The 18189-nt window shown below is 69.2% G+C and carries 15 protein-coding genes; 7 read left to right on the top strand and 8 right to left on the bottom strand.

The genetic code is table 11. From position 1 onward, the window contains the following. The first annotated feature begins 44 nt into the window (after positions 1-44). Positions 45-3011 carry a trehalose monomycolate exporter MmpL3 gene (gene mmpL3, locus ACZY1G_RS01510; RefSeq protein ID WP_463821409.1) on the top strand — a complete coding sequence of 989 codons (2967 nt, stop codon included), beginning with the start codon at positions 45-47 and terminating at the stop codon, positions 3009-3011. A 3-nt stretch (positions 3012-3014) separates the two neighbouring features. Here mmpL3 and ACZY1G_RS01505 read toward each other — a convergent pair whose 3' ends face one another. Next, positions 3015-4220 (bottom strand): AI-2E family transporter, encoded by a 1206-nt coding sequence (locus ACZY1G_RS01505; RefSeq protein ID WP_463821408.1) that lies wholly within the window; start codon positions 4218-4220, stop codon positions 3015-3017. A 77-nt stretch (positions 4221-4297) separates the two neighbouring features. On the opposite strand from ACZY1G_RS01505, the gene ACZY1G_RS01500 reads away from it, so the two are divergent. From ACZY1G_RS01500 to ACZY1G_RS01490, 3 genes are read left to right on the top strand one after another with little or no spacing between them, the layout of a single operon-like run. Then, a complete protein-coding gene (locus tag ACZY1G_RS01500) occupies positions 4298-5479 on the top strand; it encodes a lysylphosphatidylglycerol synthase transmembrane domain-containing protein (RefSeq protein ID WP_463813262.1) in 1182 nt (393 codons plus the stop codon). Further along, a complete protein-coding gene (locus ACZY1G_RS01495; protein WP_463821407.1) occupies positions 5476-6735 on the top strand; it encodes a M23 family metallopeptidase in 1260 nt (419 codons plus the stop codon). Before ACZY1G_RS01500 ends, ACZY1G_RS01495 begins: the two co-directional genes overlap by 4 nt. After that, on the top strand, positions 6722-7078 hold the full coding sequence (locus tag ACZY1G_RS01490; protein ID WP_463821406.1) for a DUF3054 domain-containing protein: 357 nt from the start codon (positions 6722-6724) through the stop codon (positions 7076-7078). Before ACZY1G_RS01495 ends, ACZY1G_RS01490 begins: the two co-directional genes overlap by 14 nt. On the opposite strand, the gene ACZY1G_RS01485 is transcribed toward ACZY1G_RS01490, so the two are convergent. The 4 genes from ACZY1G_RS01485 to ACZY1G_RS01470 all read right to left on the bottom strand — a co-directional run bounded on the left by ACZY1G_RS01485 (position 7067) and on the right by ACZY1G_RS01470 (position 10222). Continuing rightward, positions 7067-8407 carry a HAMP domain-containing sensor histidine kinase gene (locus ACZY1G_RS01485; protein WP_463813258.1) on the bottom strand — a complete coding sequence of 447 codons (1341 nt, stop codon included), beginning with the start codon at positions 8405-8407 and terminating at the stop codon, positions 7067-7069. The genes ACZY1G_RS01490 and ACZY1G_RS01485 overlap by 12 nt on opposite strands. Positions 8408-8429: 22 nt before the next feature. Beyond that, entirely contained in the window at positions 8430-9176 is a 747-nt protein-coding gene (locus ACZY1G_RS01480; protein WP_335331443.1) for a response regulator transcription factor, read from the bottom strand. A gap of 5 nt (positions 9177-9181) precedes the next feature. Beyond that, the gene (locus tag ACZY1G_RS01475) at positions 9182-9571 is read right to left on the bottom strand and encodes a heme-binding protein (RefSeq protein ID WP_463813257.1); all 390 of its coding nucleotides are present in this window, start codon (positions 9569-9571) and stop codon (positions 9182-9184) included. A gap of 126 nt (positions 9572-9697) precedes the next feature. Then, positions 9698-10222: a hemophore gene (locus ACZY1G_RS01470; RefSeq protein WP_463821405.1), complete on the bottom strand. Its 525-nt coding sequence runs from the start codon at positions 10220-10222 to the stop codon at positions 9698-9700. Positions 10223-10501: 279 nt separating this feature from the next. On the opposite strand from ACZY1G_RS01470, the gene ACZY1G_RS01465 reads away from it, so the two are divergent. Both ACZY1G_RS01465 and ACZY1G_RS01460 read left to right on the top strand, forming a co-directional pair. Further along, the gene (locus ACZY1G_RS01465; protein ID WP_463821404.1) at positions 10502-13432 is read left to right on the top strand and encodes an MMPL family transporter; all 2931 of its coding nucleotides are present in this window, start codon (positions 10502-10504) and stop codon (positions 13430-13432) included. 2 nt (positions 13433-13434) lie between these two features. Further along, complete coding sequence (locus ACZY1G_RS01460) at positions 13435-13917, top strand: XRE family transcriptional regulator (protein ID WP_463814801.1); 483 nt, start codon at positions 13435-13437, stop codon at positions 13915-13917. 92 nt (positions 13918-14009) lie between these two features. On the opposite strand, the gene ACZY1G_RS01455 is transcribed toward ACZY1G_RS01460, so the two are convergent. Together ACZY1G_RS01455 and ACZY1G_RS01450 are read right to left on the bottom strand one after the other, a co-directional pair. Further along, positions 14010-14699, bottom strand: coding sequence for a hypothetical protein (locus ACZY1G_RS01455; RefSeq protein ID WP_463821402.1), 690 nt, complete (start codon positions 14697-14699; stop codon positions 14010-14012). Next, on the bottom strand, positions 14696-15304 hold the full coding sequence (locus ACZY1G_RS01450) for a hypothetical protein (RefSeq protein WP_463821400.1): 609 nt from the start codon (positions 15302-15304) through the stop codon (positions 14696-14698). Before ACZY1G_RS01450 ends, ACZY1G_RS01455 begins: the two co-directional genes overlap by 4 nt. A 40-nt stretch (positions 15305-15344) precedes the next feature. Here ACZY1G_RS01450 and ACZY1G_RS01445 point away from each other — a divergent pair, with 40 nt between their 5' ends. Continuing rightward, on the top strand, positions 15345-17327 hold the full coding sequence (locus tag ACZY1G_RS01445) for a M13 family metallopeptidase (RefSeq protein ID WP_463821398.1): 1983 nt from the start codon (positions 15345-15347) through the stop codon (positions 17325-17327). 4 nt (positions 17328-17331) lie between these two features. Here the strand turns inward: ACZY1G_RS01445 and ACZY1G_RS01440 are convergent, their stop codons facing one another. Next, the gene (locus ACZY1G_RS01440) at positions 17332-18183 is read right to left on the bottom strand and encodes a Vgb family protein (RefSeq protein WP_463821396.1); all 852 of its coding nucleotides are present in this window, start codon (positions 18181-18183) and stop codon (positions 17332-17334) included. Between the last annotated feature and the right edge of the window lie 6 nt (positions 18184-18189).

Raw genomic sequence — 18189 nt, 5'->3', positions numbered from 1 at the left:
CGCCGATGATCACAGACTCAACAACGACTTATTGAGGAGCTGAAGTGTTCGCCTGGTGGGGTCGAACGGTGTACCAGTACCGATACATCGTCATCGGTGTCATGGTCGCACTGTGCCTGGGCGGCGGCGTCTACGGGTCCTCGTTGGGCGCCCACGTCACCCAGAGCGGTTTCTTTGATGAGGGCAGTCAGTCGGTCAAGGCTTCGGTGCTCGGCGACGAGGTGTACGGGCGTGACCGTCTCAGCCATGTCGTAGCCATCCTGACGCCCCCGGACGGTAAGAAGGTGACCGATCCGGCCTGGCAGAAGGAAGTCACCGGCGAGCTCAACAAGGTCGTCGACGAGAACAAGGACCAGATAGTCAGCTGGGTCGGCTGGCTGCGCGCACCCGACAGCACGTCCGAAACCGTGCAGCAGATGAAGACAGAAGATGGCTCGAAAACCTTCGTCGCCATTCCGCTTCAAGGTGACAACGACGACACCATCCTGAAGAACTACCAGGCAGTCGAACCGGCGCTGCGCCAGATCAACGACGGCAATATCCAGCTCGCCGGCCTCAACCCCATCGCCAGCGAGCTCACCGGAACCATCGCCACCGACCAGAAACGCGCCGAGCTCGCCATCGTTCCTCTTGTGGCCGTGGTGCTGTTCTTCGTCTTCGGCGGTGCCGTCGCGGCCGCCTTGCCCGCGATCATCGGCGGCCTCACGATCGGCGGCGCGCTCGGCATCCTGCGGTTCACCGCCGACTTCATGGACGTGCACTTCTTCGCCCAGCCCGTCGTGACGATGATGGGGTTCGGCATCGCCATCGACTACGGACTTTTCATCGTCAGTCGCTTCCGAGAGGAACTCGCCGAAGGCTACGACGTGGAGGCCTCGGTGCGGCGGGCGGTGATGACCTCAGGCCGCACTGTGGCGTTCTCTGCGGTGATCATCGTGGCGTCGTCGCTTCCCCTGCTGCTCATCCCGCTGGGCTTCCTCAAGTCGATCACCTACGCGATCATCGCGTCGGTGCTGCTGGCGGCCTTCCTGTCGATCACCGTGCTGCCCGCGACCCTCGGGATCCTGGGCTCCAACGTGGACGCGCTCGGGGTGCGGACACTGCTGCGGGTGCCGTTCTTCCGCAACTGGAAGCCGATGCGCGTCTACCTCGAGTGGCTGGCCGAGAAAACCCAGAAGACCAAGACCCGGGAAGAAGTCGAAAAGGGCTTCTGGGGCAGGCTGGTCAACGTCGTGATGAAGCGGCCCATCGCGTTCGCGGCGCCGATCCTGGTCGTGATGATCCTGTTGGTGATCCCGCTCGGACAGCTCGCCCTCGGCGGGTACAGCGAGAAATACCTGCCACCGGACAACCCGGTGCGGATGGCACAGGCGCAGTTCGACAAGGACTTCCCCACGTACCGCACCGAACCGCTGACCCTGGTGATCCAGAGCGACAACGGGCAGCCCGTCACCGATCAGCAGGTCGCGGACTTGCGGGCCAAGGCGGAGACGGTTCCCGGTTTCACCGACAGCGACGAGCCGTCGAAGATGTGGCAGGAACGGTCCGTCCAAGAAGGTGGCAGCAAGGATCCGTCGGTGCGGGTTCTGCAGAACGGTCTGGTCAACAGCGCTGATGCCCCTGCGAAGATCGACGCACTACGCGCGTTGTCGCCCCCGCGTGGCACGACAGTCTTGGTCGGCGGAACACAAGCGCTGGCACAGGACAGCATCCAGAGCCTGTTCGACAAGCTTCCGCTGATGGTGGTGGTGCTGATCCTGACCACGACAGTGCTGATGTTCCTGGCCTTCGGCTCGATCGTGCTGCCGATCAAGGCGGCGTTGATGAGCGCGCTCACCCTCGGCTCCACCATGGGCATCCTGACGTGGATGTTCGTCGAGGACGGCCATGGCTCCGGAATCCTGAACTACACCCCGCAGCCACTGATGGCGCCGATGATCGGACTGATCATCGCGGTGATCTGGGGCTTGTCCACCGACTACGAGGTGTTCCTGGTGTCCCGCATGGTCGAGGCGCGGGCGCGGGGCATGTCGACCGCCGAGTCGATCCGCATCGGTACCGCAACCACCGGCCGATTGATCACCGGCGCTGCGCTGGTGCTGGCCGTCGTCGTGGGCGCCTTCGCATTCTCCGACCTGGTGATGATGAAGTACCTGGCGTTCGGTCTGCTGATCGCCCTGCTGCTCGACGCGACGATCATCCGGATGTTCCTGGTGCCCGCGATCATGAAGCTGCTCGGCGACGATTGCTGGTGGGCGCCGCGCTGGATGAAGCGGGTCCAGGAGAAGATGGGCCTGGGCGAGACCGAGCTGCCCGACGAGCGCAAACGCCCGTCGGTGCGCGAGCCCGCACCCGCCGAGGCACTCGTCGGCGCCGGCGCACCGGTGTCCGCGCCGTCGCGTCCGATGCCGCCGCACGATCCCGGCCACCCGGCTCCCGACCGGGCGGGTGTGACGACCCGCATCGCCACCGCACCGCGCCCCGGCGGACCGTCAGGTGCCGGCACCACACGGCTGCCGGGACCGCAGCCGCGTCCGCCGGTGCCGGACTCCGAGCCGCAGACCACCCGTCTGTCGGTGGCCAAGAACGCCGTCCGCAGCGCGGTCAGCAGCGCCGCTGACGCGGTCACCCAGCGGGGACAACAGCGTCCCGCCGGGCCGTCGACCCCGCCTGCACGCGACGACCGCGAGATCGAGTCGTGGCTCGGTGATCTGCGGGGTTCGGGCGGCGCGCCCGCCGCCCCCGCGGCCGCACCGCGCCCATCCGGCGAGCCGACCCGGGGAATGCCCGATCCCGGTGCCGCCGATGCGACGACGGCGATCCCGGCGCAGCGTCCCGATGAAGGTCCCAAGGATGAGGACGACGCCACCCGCGCGATCCCGACTGCCCGCGCGTCGGATGCGGACACGGCCACCGAGAAGCTGAACACCCGACCCGAGGGCGACGCACCCCGGCGCGGCGGAGGCGGATTGAGCGCGCAGGAGCTGCTGCGTCGCGAAGGCCGCCTGTAGGCGCTAGTGCTCGGCCTCGTCTGATTCGACGTCGTCTGATTCGACGTCGTCTGATTCGACGTCGTCTGATTCGACGCTGTCGGGTTCGGCACTGAGCACCGGCCCGTCGTCTGCCTGGGCGGCGGCCTCCGCCTCGGCGGGATCGTCGGCGACCAGCACGCGGATCGCGCTGTTGAGGAACGCCAGCACCGGGACCGCGAGCAGCGCACCGACGATGCCGGCGAGCACGCCGCCGCCGGCGATCGCGAGCACGACGGCCAGCGGGTGGATCGACACGGCACGGCCCATCACCAGCGGCTGCAGCACGTGGCCTTCCAGCTGCTGGACGGCGAGGATCAGACCGAGGGTGATCAGTGCGTAGATCAGGCCCTTCGTCAGCAGCGCGACGATCACCGCGAGGAAGCCGGTGATCACGGCGCCGACCAGCGGGATGAACGCGCCCAGGAACACCAGTGATGCCAGCGGCAACGCCAGCGGCACCCCCATGATCGCCAACCCGACCCCGATGCCGAGCGCGTCGACCAGCGCGACGAGGAACGTGGCCCGGACGTACCCGATCAGTGAATGGAAGCCCGCACGGCCCGCGTCGCGAATCCGCGTGCGAGTACCGGTCGGGAAGATCCGGGTGACGAACTCGAAGATGTTGCGGCCGCCGTGCAGCAGGAAGATCAGCGTGAACAGCACCAGCAGCGCGCCGGTGAGGATCTCGGTGATGGTGCCCGCGGTGGACAGCGCGCCGCTGGTCACCTTCTCCTGGTTGTTGCGCAGCGCCTCGATCGCCGCGTTGCCCGCGTTGTCGATCTGCTCGCGGCTCAAGCCAAGGGGACCGTCGATCAACCAGCGACGCACCCCGTCGATGCTGCGGGTGACCTGGTCGACCAGCGCCGGGGCGCCCTCGATGAACTGGCTGACGACGAAGCTGAGGAGACCTCCGACGAGCGCCATGCCGCCGAGCAGGATCAGCGCCACCGCGCCACCGCGCGGAGCCCCCCTGCGGTCCAGGAAGTCCACCGCGGGCATCAGCAGCGCAGCGGCCAGAGTGGCCAGCGCCACGGGGACGATGATGACCTCGACCTGCACCACCACCCACAGCGCCGCGAATACGGCACCGAAGATGACGAGCAGGCGCCACGCCCACGCGGCACCCTTGCGGACCAGCGGGCTGACCGACTCGTCGGCGGATGGGTCCACAAACGGACGCGCAGACATTCCGGTAGCGTAACGGCACTTTCCGCTGCGGCTTCGCTGCTCGGGTCCGGGCGGGTCAACGCCTTACCCTGTAGGGCGTGTCACACGACGCTCCCCCGGTGCAGCCGCAAGCGGCCGGCGCCGGCGCGGAGCGCCCCGCCCGGGGCAAGTACTGGTGGCTGCGATGGGTGCTCATCGCGGTCGCGATCATCGTGCTGACCGTCGAACTGGTGCTGGTGCGCGATCAGCTGGCCAAAGCGTGGAAGAGCCTGTACTCGGCGAACTGGTGGTGGGTCGGCGTCGCGGCCCTGGCGGCGATGGCGTCGATGCACAGCTTCGCCCAGATCCAGCGAACGCTGCTCGCCTCGGCCGGCGTGCGCGTCCATCAGTGGCGCAGCGAGGCTGCCTTCTACGCCGGCAACGCCCTGTCGACCACGATGCCGGGCGGCCCCGTGCTCTCGGCGACGTTCATCTACCGCCAGCAGCGGTTGTGGGGCGCGTCCCCGCTGGTGGCGTCGTGGCAGCTGGTCATGTCGGGTGTGCTGCAGGTGGTCGGTCTGGCGCTGCTCGGTCTCGGCGGCGCCTTCCTGCTCGGCGCCAGCAAGAACCCTCTGTCGCTGATCTTCTCGCTCGGCGGTTTCCTGGCGCTGGTGCTGCTGGCGCAGGCCGTGGCGACCCGCCCGGAGCTCATCGACGGCATCGGAGCCCGGGTGCTGAGCTGGTTCAACTCTCTGCGCGGCAGGCCCACCGACACCGGACTCACCAAGTGGCGGGAAATCCTGGAGCAGCTCGAGTCGGTGCAGCTGGGCCGCCGGGATCTGTCGACGGCGTTCAGCTGGTCGCTGTTCAACTGGATCGCCGACGTCGGCTGCCTGCTCGCCGCCTGCTACGCGACCGGAGGCCATCCGTCGCTCGCGGGCGTGACCGTGGCCTATGCCGCCGCGCGCGCGGTCGGATCCATCCCGCTGATGCCCGGCGGGCTACTGGTCGTGGAGGCGGTGCTGGTGCCCGGCCTGGTGTCGAGCGGCATGTCGCTGGCCTCGGCGATCTCGGCGATGCTGATCTACCGGCTGATCAGCTGGATCTTCATCGCCGCGATCGGGTGGGTGGTGTTCTTCTTCATGTTCCGCACCGAGAAGGACCTCGACAGCGACGTCCGCGCCGAGAACGAGACCGACACGGCTCCCCCGGCCGCCGTCGACCCGATCTGCCCGCAGTTCAGCCCCGATCCGGATGCGCCGCATCCGCCACCGCCCGAGGAGACCCAGCAGGCGTCATGACGTTCCCCAGAACCCTCGCCGTCCTGACGGTGGCTGCCGCCACTGTGTTCTCCTCGGCCTGCTCGCAGTCGTCCGCCCCCGACACCGCCAGCTCGACGTCGGCCCCGCCGCCGAGCTCGACGCCCACCTCGGCCGGCGCCGCCCCAGCCCCCGGCCCCGCCGAACCCTCGGTGCTCACCCCGGTGCTGGCCCAGGCGGTCGCCGAACCCATCCCGGTGCCCGCGACCGACGGCAAGACGCACCTGGTCTACGAACTCATGCTGACCAACACGCTCTCGCAAGAGGTGTCGCTGACCTCGCTGGACGTCCGCGCCGGCGACCAGACCCTGCTGACGCTGCCCGCCGACCAGCTCACCGCAGCCACCCGGTTGGCCGGAATCCCCGCTCCCACAGGCGTTCTCGGGCCCGCTCAGACGGCACACGTGTGGCTGGACGTCGCGCTGCCCGCCGGTACCCCGGCACCGGAGCGCCTTGTCCACGCGCTCGGCGTCTCGGTGCGACAGCCTCAGCCGCCGCTGATCCCGGCCGCGATGGTCGAAGAGGTGGCGCCGGTGGCCGTGCAGACGCGGAAACCGATCGTCATCGCACCGCCGCTGTCGGGGCCCAACTGGCTCGACGGGGACGGCTGCTGCGGCATCTCCGGGCATCGCGGTGCGCTCAATCCGATCAACGGAAAGACCTGGGCCGCAGAACGATTCGCGATCGACTACCTGCAGCTGATGCCCGACGGCAAGCTGTTCACCGGCGCGCCGTCGGACCTCGGCAGCTACCCGTACTACGGCACCGACGTGCACGCCGTCGCCGACGGGCCGGTGGTCGCGGTGGTCGACGGGATGGCGGAGGAGACGCCGGGCGCCGCGCCCGTGGGACTGACGCTGAACCAGTACCCGGGCAACCACGTCGTGCAGGACCTCGGCGGCGGCAACTACGCGCTCTACGCCCACCTGCAGACGGGCAGCATCACGGTCAAACCCGGCGACCGCCTCACCGCCGGGCAGCCGCTGGCCCATCTGGGCAACACCGGCAACACCGACGCCCCGCACCTGCACTTCCACGTGATGAGCACACCGGACCCGTTGCGTTCGGACGGTCTGCCGTTCGTGTTCTCGTCGTTCGACCTGCAGGGCAGGGTGCCCGACTCGCAGGACGCGCTGACCGCGGGGCGCCCGGTGCCGCTGCCGCCCGCCGCTGACGTGAAGCCGCAACGCGATGTCATGCCGCTGCAGGACGACCTGATGACCTATGCGGACCGGTAGCCGCGCACCGGCAGCGCTGGCCGCCGACGTGGTGTGCGTGCTGGTGTTCTGCGCGATCGGGCGCCGCAGTCACGCCGAGGGGGTGACCGTGGCGGGGGTGGCGGAGACGGCGTGGCCGTTCCTGGCCGGCACGTCGCTCGGCTGGCTGCTCGCCCGCGCGTGGCGGCGCCCGGTGGCGCTGCTGCCGACGGGTGTCGCGGTGTGGGTCGCGACCGTCGTGGTCGGAATGCTGCTGCGCAAGGTCAGCGGGCAGGGCACTGCGGCCAGCTTCATCGTCGTCGCCACACTCACCACCGCGGCTCTGCTGCTCGGCTGGCGGGCGATCGCTCGATCAGTCCTCTGAATCGTCCTGCGGCACAGGCTCTGTCGACACCGTGAGGGTGGCGCGTAGACCACCGAGGGGACCGTCGGACAGCTCGATGGCGCCGCCGTGCAGGGCGGCCTGCTGCGCGACGAGCGCCAGCCCCAGACCCGAGCCACCCGGAGAGGCGTTGCTGCCACGGGAGAAGCGTCCCAGCACGGTCTCGTGCTCGTCGACGGGCAGCCCGCGTCCGTTGTCGTCGACCACGATCGTCAGCAGATTGTCGCGCCGGTAGGCGGCCAGCACGATCCGGGTGGCCTGGCCGTGGGTGATCGCGTTGCGCACCAGGTTGTCGACCGCCAGCCGCAGCCCGCCCGGCCAGCCGAGAATGAAGCCCAGGGTGTCGGCGGCGTGCACCTCGATCGTGACGTCGCGGTTGACCCGCATGTTCTCCCGGGCCACCCGGTCGAGCATGTCCGTCACGTCGATCACTTCGCGGTCCTCGGCCTGGGCCAGTTGGCCGGACGCCAGCTGGCCCAGCGCGGTGATGATGCCTTCCACCCGGCGCTGGGCGCGCGACAGGTCGCCCACCACCTCGGCGCGCTCCTCAGCAGGGAGGTCGTGGATGCGCAGCGTGTCCAGGTCCGCGCGCATCGCGGTCAACGGGGTGCGCAGTTCATGGGCGGCGTTGGCGGCGAAGTCCTGCGCGGCCTGGAGCGAATTCGTGGTGGCGCGCTGCGCCGCGGCGAGGCGGTTGAGCATCGCGCTCATCGCCTCGGACAGATCTTCGGCCTCGCGTACCCCACGCACCGCCGGGATGCTCTCCGAACCCTTGCCCAGCTGCTTGGTGTGTTCGGTGAGCCGGCGCAGCGGCCGGATCGCGGGCCCGGCCAGAAGCCACCCCAGCCCGGCGGCGATCAGCACGGTCACCACACCGACCGCGATGTAGAGCGGCACCCGGGCCCGATTGAGCAGGATGCTGTCGGCACGGATGCCGATCGACATCAGGACGCCGCCGTTCTGGTCGACCGGCAGCGTGCGGACCCGGTACTCGACCCCGTTGACCGTGACGGTCTCGGTGCCAGGAGCCAATGCGGGAAGCTGGAAGCCGCGCTGATAGACCACCTGCCCCGAGGACCGCGACCGGCCCGTCTGCAGCACGCCGCGCCGCTGATCGGTCAGCTGCTCGGGATACACGCTGGCGTCGACGATCGCATCGAGCCGGCGATCGAGCTGCGCGGCGTCGTTGTTGGCCAGCACGAGCGAGGTCAGAATCGTGAACGCCGCCACGACCGCGGCCGCCGCTGCGGCCGACGCGATGGCGACCCGGGTGCGCAGCGAGGCGGAGCGGAAGGCGCGTGGAAGCCTCACCGTGTGCCCGGGAGCAGGCTTCTCACGGCTCCTCCCGCAGCACGTAGCCGATGCCGCGCACGGTGTGGATGACGCGTGGAAGGCCGTCACGCTCGAGCTTGCGCCGCAGATAGGACACGAACACGTCGGCGACGTTGGTGTCGACGTCGAAGTCGTAGCCCCACACCAGCTCCAGCAGTCGCTGCCGGCTAAGCACCACGCCGGCGTTCTCGGCCAACGCGGCGAGCAGGTCGAACTCCCGCTTGGTCAGCTCGACACGCTCCCCGGCGACGAACACCAGCCGGCGCGACGTGTCGATGGTCAGCGAACCCACCGTCATCGTGTCCGACATCGGATCGGAGTGATGCGCACGCCGCAGCAGCGCGTGCAGCCGCGCCACCAGTTCACCCAGATCGAACGGTTTGGTCAGGTAGTCGTCGGCGCCGGCCTCCAGGCCCGCGATGCGGTCGTTGACGGTGTCGCGCGCCGACAGCACACAGATCGGGATGTCGTTGCCGAGCGCGCGCAACGCCGTCACCACCGCGACCCCGTCGAGCTCGGGCATCTGGACGTCGAGCACCAGCGCGTCGTGCGACTCACTCGACAACAGCCGCAGTGCTTCCTTGCCCGTCGCCGCGACCCTGACGTCGAACCCGGAATGGCGCAGACCGCGCGCCACCGACGTCCGGACATCCGGATCGTCATCCACCATCAGCACCGTCCGACCCGCGCCGTCCTGGGCGGACAGCTCCCCTCCACGGGTGGGCGAAGCGTCCACCCTGTCTCGCATGGCGCCTACGGGAACAGCGGTCCGTTGGTGTCACGCTCCGAGAAGCCACACCGGTTCTTGATGTCGATCAGCGGCTGACGAATAGCCGTCATCTCGGCTTTGACCTGGGGGTTGGCGTTCATGTAGTCGACCACCTTGGGCCGCAGCTCCTCCATCGGCAGGCCCTGCAGGCCCGAGAAGAAATCGTTGACCTGCGGGTGGGTGAACAGGTACGCCGAGGTCGACGCCGAGACGCCGGAGGCGACTCCGGAGAAGTCCGCCGCGGTGCAGTTCGGCGGCAACGCAGGCTGCGCGGACGCCATCGGCATCGCACAGAACAACGAGGCGCCGGCGACCGCGCCCGCGCCCAGAGCGCCGGCAACGGCGCGGCGCAGGATGGGACCCGAGATCAACATGAAGTCTCCTTCAGCTTTAGGTGAGAGCCGGCTCCTGTCGGGCCGGTCTGCAGACCATCCTAGAAAGCTAAGCAGACCGGTAGCCGACTTTCCTGCCGAGCAATTAACGGATGGTGAGAAAAACCCTCAGCGTAGAGGGGTCGCCGCGACATCTCCGGAGTCGTCTCCCGGCGCGGCGGGGGCAGCTTCGGCGGCCCCGGCGCCCATGCTCGTGGCGGCCGGGGAGGCTGCTGCAGCGGCTCCCGGCGAGACCGCCTGCACCAGCCCCAGCATCTGCGGCAACGTCACCGGCAGTTGACACCGGGCCGCCAGGGACACCAGCGGCTGCTGCAGGCGCTGCAGGTCCGCTTGCACGAGCGGGTTCGCGTCGAAGTAGGACTTGAACGCGCCGAGCGACTGGGCCCCGCCCTGCTGCTTGGCGATCAGCGTCAGCGCCTGGTTCGTCTGCGGATGGGTCTCCAGGTACGTACCGGTGTTCGTGGCCACTGCACCTGCGGTCTTGGCGACCTCGCTGGCAGCGCACGGGTCCGGCGCGGCCTGCCCGGCGGGCGCCGCCGGACCGAGGATCACCACCGCCGCGCCACCCAGGGCGGCGAGCGCCACAGCGGCGGCGCCGGCCCGGCGCGTGGTGAATGTCGAGCGTGCAAACATGGCGAACTCCTTACGGCCTGCGCGCGCCTGACGGCCGCGCACGCCTTCCTACGGTCAACAGCAAAGTTCCCCGACCGGCGGACAACATCTGGCCCACGTCGAGGTCATCGTGCCATCACCGGCGCCGGGCGCCCAATCGAGCGCGTCGGCGGGACCGTATTAGAGCTGCATGAGGCATCTCTGGCAGGAGTGTTCGCGCAGGTCCCCTCACAACTGACTGCTGTACCCTTTCGCTACGAAAGGCCGGGGAGAAAGTGGGGACGTCCCATCCAGCAGTTCATGATGCGCGTGAGCAGCAACCTGCGCAGATTCCGCTGGGCGGTCTTCGCGGTGTGGCTGCTGCTTCTCGTCCCCTCGATCTACCTGGCGATGAACCAGTCGGGCAACCTGACCGGCGGCGGTTTCGAGGTCGAGGGTTCGCAGTCGCTGTACGTGCAGCGTCAGCTCGAAGCACAGTTCCCCGATCAGGGCGCATCCCCGTTGGCGCTGGTCGCCGCACCCCGTCCGGACGCGTCGTTCGATGACATGAACGCCGCGGTGGCCTACCTGGAGAAGATCGCCGCCGAGGTGCCCAGCGTCACGGTCATGCCCAATCCGGGCCAGCCGCCCCCTGCGCCTGACCGGCCGTATGTGATCACGCTGCAACTCGGGTTCGAGAACACCGGTGCGGTCGACATCGCCAAACAGCTGCGCCAGAAGGTCGGCATCGACGGGGACGACCCGGGCCAGACCGCGGACGGCAAGGTGCGTTTCTACGTCATCGGGCAGGGTGCGCTCGGTGCGGCGGCGACGCTGGCCACCAAACACGACATCGCCCAGGCCGAGCGATGGAATTTGCCGATCGTGCTGATCGTGCTGCTGGCGGTGTTCGGCTCCTTCGCCGCCGCCGCGATGCCGCTGCTGCTGGGTGTGTGCACGGTGGCGGTCACGATGGGCCTGGTCTATTGGCTGTCGATGTACACCACTATGTCGGTGTTCGTGACATCGACGGTGTCGATGTTCGGCATCGCCGTGGCCATCGACTACTCCCTGTTCATCCTGATGCGCTTCCGCGAGGAACTACGCGCGGGCCGCGAACCCCAGGACGCCGCCGACGCCGCGATGGCGACCTCGGGTCTGGCGGTGGTGCTGTCGGGTCTGACGGTGATCGCGTCGGTCACCGGCATCTACCTGATCAATACTCCGGTGCTGCGGTCGATGGCCACGGGCGCCATCCTCGCTGTCGCGGTCGCCGTGCTGACGTCGACGACGCTGACCCCTGCGGTGCTCGCCACGTTCGGCCGCCGCGCCGCGCGACGCTCGTCGTACCTGCACTGGGGTCGCGGCATCGAGGCGACGCAGTCGAAGTTCTGGACCCGCTGGACCGGAGGGGTGATGCGCCGGCCGTGGGTGTCGGCGCTGTGCGCGGCGGCGCTGCTGCTGGCCTTCGCCGCACCGGCGTTCTCGATGGCGCTCGGCAACAGCATGCAGCGGCAGTTCGACCCGACCCACGAGATTCGCGGCGGCGTGAACGCGGCGGCAGAAGCGCTGGGCCCGGGCGCACTCGGCCCGGTCCGCGTACTGGTGACCTTCCCGGAGGGCAACGCCGCGTCGGCGCCCGCCAAACAACCGTTGCTCGACGCCATCCGGCAGCGGATGGCCCAGGCGCCCAACACCGTCTCGGTGTCGCCCGCGGTGTTCGGCACCGACTACCGCAGCGCCCTGCTGTCGGCGGTGCTCTCGGTCGACCCCGAGGACATGGGGGCGCGCGAGACAGTCGACTGGATGCGGGAGCAGTTACCCCCGGTCGCCGGCACCGGTGCACAGATCTCGGTCGGCGGGCCCACGGCGCTGATCAAGGACTTCGACGATCGCGTCGCCGCGATCCAGCCGGCGGTGTTCGCGTTCGTGGCGTTCATCGCGTTCGTGATGTTGCTGGTGTCGATTCGCTCGGTGTTCCTGGCGCTCAAGGGCGTGGTGATGACGGTCCTGTCGGTGGCCGCCGCCTATGGCAGCCTGGTGGTGGTCTTCCAGTGGGGCTGGCTGTCCGACCTGGGCTTCAAGCAGATCTCGTCGCTGGACAGCACGATCCCGCCGCTGGTGCTCGCGCTGACCTTCGGCCTGTCGATGGATTACGAGATCTTTCTGCTCACCCGGATTCGGGAGCGGTTCCTGCAGACCGGGAACACCCGCGACGCCGTCGCGTACGGGGTGTCCACCAGTGCCCGCACCATCACCAGCGCCGCACTGATCATGATCGCGGTGTTCATCGGGTTCGCGTTCGCCGGTATGCCGCTGGTGGCCCAGCTCGGGGTGGCCTGCGCGGTCGCGATCGCGGTGGACGCCACGGTGGTGCGGCTGGTGCTGGTACCTGCGCTGATGGCGATGTTCGACGAGTGGAACTGGTGGCTGCCGCGGTGGCTGGACCGGGTGCTGCCGTCGGTGGACTTCGAGAAGCCGCTACCCAAGGCCGACATCGGCGACCTCATCATCATCCCCGACGACATCTCCGCGCTCGCGCCATCGGGAGCTGATCTGCGGACCGTCGTCAAATCCGCGGCGAAGCTGAAAAGCCTTGCACCGCAATCCATTACGGTTGCCGACCCGCTGGCGTTCAGCGGGTGCCAGCCGTGCGGCAAGTTGGTGGCGGGGCGGCTGAAGACCGAGGGTCGGGTGCCCGCCACGATCAGCAACCGCGCGCACGGCAAGACCGTCGCGGTGAAACTTCCCAAGCATCCGGTCACGATGTGGCGGGGGCGCCTCGACGTCGCACTCGACGCGTTGGCCATCGAGAGGGCCGCAGAGAGGGCCATCGCGGAGGATCACGGCCCCACCCCGCTCGAGCGCACCAGCCCGATGGAGACCACCAACGTGCTGCTGCCCACCGGGGACCGGCTGCAGATCCCCACCGGCGCCGAGACGCTGCGCCTGAAGAGCTTCCTGATCATGGAGCGCAACAGCGCCCGCGACTACTCGGAGTTCGCCGAACTGGTCACCTCGATGGACACGCAGACCGCGGCGGAAGTGCTGACCGGCATGGACCGGTACTACTCTGGTCAACCGGCGCGCGAGCACTGGGTGGCCACCCAGCTGGTGCGTCGCCTGGCCGATCCCCGGCCTTCCGACGGGCCCGACATCGCGACGTCGGGGCCCGCCGCGGAGGCCGAGTGGGCCGGAGTCAGGCAGCGGTGCCTGTCGGTCGCGGTGGCGATGTTGGAGGAGGCGAGGTGACTGTGTCATCGGAAGCGCGGTCGTCGCCGGCTCCCCGCCCGCGCCCCGGCACGTCTCCCGATGACCGACCCGTCGAATTCTGGCCCACAGCTGCCATCCGGGCCGCGCTCGAACGCGACGACCTCGCCGTGTGGCAGCGCATCGTCGTGGCCATCAAGCGCGATCCCTACGGCCGCACGGCCCGTCAGGTCGAAGAGGTGCTCGAGACGGCCGAGCCCTACGGGGTGTCGAAGGCGATGTCGGAAGTGCTGGTGCGCACCCGGGAGCATCTCGAGGCCAACGAATGCGCCGAGGTGGGCCGCCACGTCCGGCTGCTGCTGGAGCGCTCGGGTCTGGGCGAGCAGGAGTTCGCCTCCAGGATCGGGGTGGCACCCACCGACTTCGCCGCCTATCTGGGCGGCACCGTCAGCCCGCCCGCGTCGCTGATGATCAGGATGGGCCGGCTGTCGGAGCGCTTCGCGAAGATGCGCAGCCAGCGCTCCTGAGCCCGCCGCGCCGCCCGCGGAAGCGCATTCCTGGTCGTGATCGGGCCGCGATCACAGCCCTGGCTTCTCGCTGGTGTGAGCCCGTCGCGCCGCTAGCGGGAGTGCAACGGCGCGACGTCCTCCACCAGCCACCGGCCGTCGGTCTTGGACAACGACACCCGCAGCGCCAGCACCGCACTGTCGGTCGGCTTGCCCGGCGAGCTCTGCGTGCCGCGCAGCACCACGGCCACGCTGGCCGCCTCCGGACCGATGGCCTCCACACCCGCCGACACCGTGCTGGCCTGCGCTGACACGTTGCGCCCGCCCAGATCCTTGGCGATCGTGGCGAAGTCGGCCTTGAACCGCTCCGCGCTGTCCGGCGACATCATCTGCGTGGCCCGGTCGATCGACGCGGTCGGATCCTGCGGGGTGAACGTCGCCGACGCCTCGGCGACGCTGCTGGCGATGCCGGTCACCTCGACGCTGTCGGAGTTCAGCGTGCGGTCGGGCACCGTCCACTGCGTGTAGCCGACGACCGACGCAGCCACCAGCGCGGCGGCCGCGGTCCCGATGACCGCCAACCGCAGCCCCGGCCCGTCGTCGTCGGTGCCGACGGTGACGGCGTCGCGGCGGGCCAGCACGATGTTGACGATCACGCCCTGGACCACGAGCAGGCACAGCACCGAACACACCGACACCCACCACAGCGGCCAGCCCAGCGCCACGCCGATGTAGATCAACGCCGCGACGGCGGCCAGCGGGGCGAGTACGTCGAAGAGCGCGACGCGCAGCAGGTTCCTCATCGGATGGGCACCAGCCGGGAGATCAACAGTTTGCCGTCCACGTCGGAGACGTCGAGGCGTAGCGTCCACCGCACGGTCTGCGGCTTGTCGGTGCCGGCGTTCTCGCTGAGCGACGTGGCGACCACCAGCACCGTGTCGGTGCGGCTGGCGAACCCGGCCAGCTCGGGTGGCGGCGGAGCGGCCGGCATCCCGGGCTGCTCGTGGTAGACGCTCTCCAGCGCGACGGCGTTGATCTGCCCCGTGGTGCGGGACTTGAGCGTGCGCACCAGCTTCCGGTACGGCTCGACGGTCTGCTCGAAGTCGGCGTTGAGCTGGCCGACGGTGCCGTCGTGCAGCGTGGTGAGGTCGGTGTCGACGGTGTCGGCGGTCATGTTGATCAGCACGCCGGTCCAGTCAGCGGCGGCCTGCAGCACGCGGGTGCGGTAGGCGCGTTCGTCGGTCTCACCGTGATGGCCGGTCCAGATCATCGCCGACAGGACCACCGCCGCGACGGCGACGACGGCCAGGACCGCCGAGGCGATGCCATAGCTCGTGACGGTGCGGTGCGGCGCCTGCTCGCCGTCGGACTCGGGTCCCGTCGTGGATCGGGGCTGGTCATCGGGCATGCCGGTGAGGGTACCCGGGTGGTTCTGGAAGGATGTCGGGGTGACGGTAGAAGCGACATCTTCCAAGTCCGGTATCGATCTGCGCTACGTCGACGGCGACGCGAGGCCGCAGGATGATCTGTTCGGTCACGTCAACGGGCGCTGGCTCGCCGAGTACCAGATCCCCGCGGATCGGGCCACCGACGGTGCCTTCCGCACGCTCTACGACCGCGCAGAGGAACAGATCCGCGACCTCATCACCGAAGCTGCCGAGGCTCACGCGCCCGAGGGAACCGATCAACAGCGCATCGGCGACCTCTTCGCGAGCTTCATGGACGAGCAGACGATCCGTGAGCGCGGGCTGGCCCCGCTGTTGGAGGAGCTGGCTCTCGTCGACGCCGCCGACACCCCCGAGGCGCTGGCCCGGGTGCTCGGTGAACTGCAGCGCACGGGCGTGGGTGGGGGGACGGGCGTGTACGTCGACACCGACTCCAAGGACTCGACGCGCTACCTGCTGCACATGACGCAATCCGGCATCGGCCTGCCCGACGAGTCGTACTACCGCGACGAGCAGCACGCCGAGATCCTGGCCGCCTATCCCCAGCACATCGCTGCGATGTTCGCCCTGGTGTACGGGGGTGAGCACAGTGCTACCGCGGCTGACGTCGTTGCGCTGGAGACCAAGCTCGCGGCGGCACACTGGGACGTGGTCAAACGCCGCGACGCCGACCTGACCTACAACCTGCGCACGCTGGCCGACGTGGCCGCCGAAGCGCCCGGCTTCGACTGGGCAGGCTGGCTCGGTGCGCTGGGCGCGGGGCCGGAGCGGGCTGCCGAAGTGGTGGTGCGCCAACCGGATTACCTGACCGCATTCGCGGCGCTGTGGTCGAGCCAGCCCCTCGAGACGTGGAAGACGTGGCTGCGCTGGCGACTCATCCATGCGCGCGCGTCGCTGCTGACCGATGAGCTCGTCGCCGCGGACTTCGCGTTCTACGGCCGGCTGCTGTCGGGGACCGAGCAGATACGCGACCGCTGGAAGCGGGGCGTGTCGGTGGTCGAGTCGCTGATGGGTGATGCGCTGGGCCGGCTCTACGTCGAGCGGTACTTCCCGCCGCAGGCCAAGGCGCGGATGGACGAGCTGGTGGCCAATCTGCGCGAGGCCTACCGGGTGTCGATCAACACCCTGGAGTGGATGACCCCGCAGACGCGGGAGAAGGCTCTGGCGAAGCTCGACAAGTTCACGCCGAAGATCGGCTACCCGGCGAAGTGGCGGGACTATTCGTCACTGGTGATCGCCCGCGACGACCTGTACGGCAACTACCGCCGCGGTTACACGCTGGAGTACGACCGCGACCTGGCCAAGCTCGGTGGCCCGGTCGATCGCGACGAGTGGTTCATGACCCCGCAGACCGTCAACGCGTACTACAACCCCGGCATGAACGAAATCGTCTTCCCCGCAGCGATTCTGCAGCCCCCGTTCTTCGACGCCGACGCCGACGACGCCGCCAACTACGGCGGTATCGGCGCGGTGATCGGGCACGAGATCGGGCACGGCTTCGACGATCAGGGCGCCAAGTACGACGGTGACGGCAACCTGGTGGACTGGTGGACCGACGCCGATCGCAGTGAATTCGGTTCGCGCACAAAGGCATTGATCGAGCAGTACGAGACGTTCACCCCGCGCGGGCTCGAACCGTCACATCACGTCAACGGTGCCTTCACCGTCGGCGAGAACATCGGCGACCTGGGCGGGCTCTCGATCGCACTGCTGGCCTACCGGCTGTCACTGGGCGGCAAGCCGGCGCCGGTGATCGACGGGCTGACCGGTGAGCAGCGCGTGTTCTTCGGCTGGGCCCAGGTGTGGCGCACCAAGTCCCGCGAGGCCGAGGCGATCCGGCGTCTGGCCATCGATCCGCATTCGCCGCCGGAGTTCCGGTGCAACGGCGTGGTGCGCAACATGGACGCCTTCTACGAGGCGTTCGACGTCAGCGAGAGCGACGAGCTGTACCTGGAACCCGAACGGCGCGTGCGGATCTGGAACTGATCGGTCAGCTGACGGGCAGCCGCAGGACGTACCCCGCCTCGAGGGCCACCCACAGCGCACCGTCGGCGGCCATGGCGAGTCCGTGCGGTTCGCTGCCTGCGGGCAGGTCGATCGTCACGACCTCGCCGTCGGCGCCGACGCGGGCGACCTGGTCGCTCTCCCAGAGGCTGACCCAGACCCCGTCGGCTCGATCGGCCACCACGGCGTGAGGCTTGCCCGGTAGTTCGAGTTCCTGAATCGCCTCGTTCATCGGGATGCGGCCCAGCTTGTCTGCCCGAATCTCGGTGAACCACACCGCATCGTCGTGCGTCGCCGTGATGCCGACGGGCCCTGCCGCCGGGGTCGGCGTCGGCCGGACGCTGATGTTTCCTGCCACGTCCACCCGCCCGATGGCGCTCTTCTGATTGAGGGTGAACCACATCGCGTCGTCGGGACCCGCGGTGATCATCGACGGGGCGCCGCCGGGGGCGGCCACCACCTCCACCCCGTCGTCCGCGCCGATCCGGCACACCGTGCCCGACGTCATCGTCGTGAACCACAGCGCCCCGTCGGGCCCGACGCAGAGACCGAACGGTGCGCTACCACCGGGCAATTCGATCTCGCGCTGGGTGCCGTCCATCCCGATCCGCCCGATCCGGTCGTCACCGCTGCGAGTGAACCAGATGCCGCCGTCCGGCGCCGCCACGATGATCGACGGCTTGCTCTGCGGATGCACCGGGTGGACGTCGAGGTCACCATCGGGGGCGATGCGCGCGATCTCGCCGCTGTGCACGAGTGTCACCCAGATGGCGCCGTCCGCTCCCTGCGCGAGCGCGTACGGGCCGCCGGGAACAGCGATGTCCAGGGCGCGGCTCACGCCACG

Source organism: Mycobacterium sp. IDUB_5 (assembly GCF_055419565.1).
Note: the sequence above shows the minus strand (reverse complement) of the source record. Positions and strands in the feature narration are given on the sequence as shown.

Excerpts from the sequence above, each read along its gene's own strand:
- ACZY1G_RS01480 (WP_335331443.1), bottom strand. The coding sequence starts at position 9,176 with ATGCGAGACAGGGTGGACGCTTCGCCCACCCGTGGAGGGGAGCTGTCC.
- ACZY1G_RS01450 (WP_463821400.1), bottom strand. The coding sequence starts at position 15,304 with ATGCCCGATGACCAGCCCCGATCCACGACGGGACCCGAGTCCGACGGC.
- ACZY1G_RS01505 (WP_463821408.1), bottom strand. The coding sequence starts at position 4,220 with ATGTCTGCGCGTCCGTTTGTGGACCCATCCGCCGACGAGTCGGTCAGC.
- ACZY1G_RS01475 (WP_463813257.1), bottom strand. The coding sequence starts at position 9,571 with ATGTTGATCTCGGGTCCCATCCTGCGCCGCGCCGTTGCCGGCGCTCTG.
- ACZY1G_RS01495 (WP_463821407.1), top strand. The coding sequence starts at position 5,476 with ATGACGTTCCCCAGAACCCTCGCCGTCCTGACGGTGGCTGCCGCCACT.
- ACZY1G_RS01465 (WP_463821404.1), top strand. The coding sequence starts at position 10,502 with ATGATGCGCGTGAGCAGCAACCTGCGCAGATTCCGCTGGGCGGTCTTC.
- ACZY1G_RS01470 (WP_463821405.1), bottom strand. The coding sequence starts at position 10,222 with ATGTTTGCACGCTCGACATTCACCACGCGCCGGGCCGGCGCCGCCGCT.
- ACZY1G_RS01490 (WP_463821406.1), top strand. The coding sequence starts at position 6,722 with ATGCGGACCGGTAGCCGCGCACCGGCAGCGCTGGCCGCCGACGTGGTG.
- ACZY1G_RS01455 (WP_463821402.1), bottom strand. The coding sequence starts at position 14,699 with ATGAGGAACCTGCTGCGCGTCGCGCTCTTCGACGTACTCGCCCCGCTG.